This window comes from Devosia geojensis, assembly GCF_000969415.1.
Lineage (GTDB): Bacteria > Pseudomonadota > Alphaproteobacteria > Rhizobiales > Devosiaceae > Devosia > Devosia geojensis.
On sequence record NZ_JZEX01000049.1, the window covers coordinates 1 to 537 of the forward strand.

Sequence of the window (537 nt, forward strand, 5' to 3'; positions counted from 1 at the left end):
AGAAGAGGAGGGAAGAGAGAGGAGAGGAGGGAGGGAGGGAGGGGGGGGGGAAGAGAAGGGAAGGAGCGGAGGAGAAGGAGGGGGGAGAGGGAAGGGAGGGGGGGGGGGAAGAGAAGAGCAAAAAAAGGAAGGAGGAGAAGCGGGGGGAGGGGGAGAAAGGGGAGAGCGGCGGCGAGGAGGGGAAGGGAAGGGAGAGAAAAAGAAGCGGAAGAGGATAAAGAAGGAGGGAGGAGAGAGTAAAGCAGAGGAGAAGAGGGGGGGGGGGGGGGGGGGAGGAAGGGAGGGAAGAAAGGGCAGGGACAAGGGCAAGAGGCATGACAGGGGAAGAGAGAGGAAGAGGGGCAAAGAGGAGAGGGTGGATACCAGGGGGAGGGGGAAGAAGTAGAAGAAGGCAAGGATGAAGAGGAGAGAGATGGGAAAGAAGGAGGAGAGAAGAGAGGAGAGAATAGAAAAGAAGGAGAAAAGAAAGGGAAAGAAGGGAGAAAAGAAGCGAGAGAGAAGGAAGAGAAAGAAAGAAGAAGAAGAAAGAGAAGAAAG

The 537-nt window shown here is 56.2% G+C and carries 1 protein-coding gene; it reads left to right on the plus strand.

Features of this window, described 5'->3' with window-relative positions:
- Window positions 1-385: hypothetical protein (locus VE25_RS23815; RefSeq protein ID WP_201776037.1), on the plus strand; the 385-nt coding region annotated here is incomplete at its 5' end.
- Window positions 386-537: the final 152 nt, after the last annotated feature.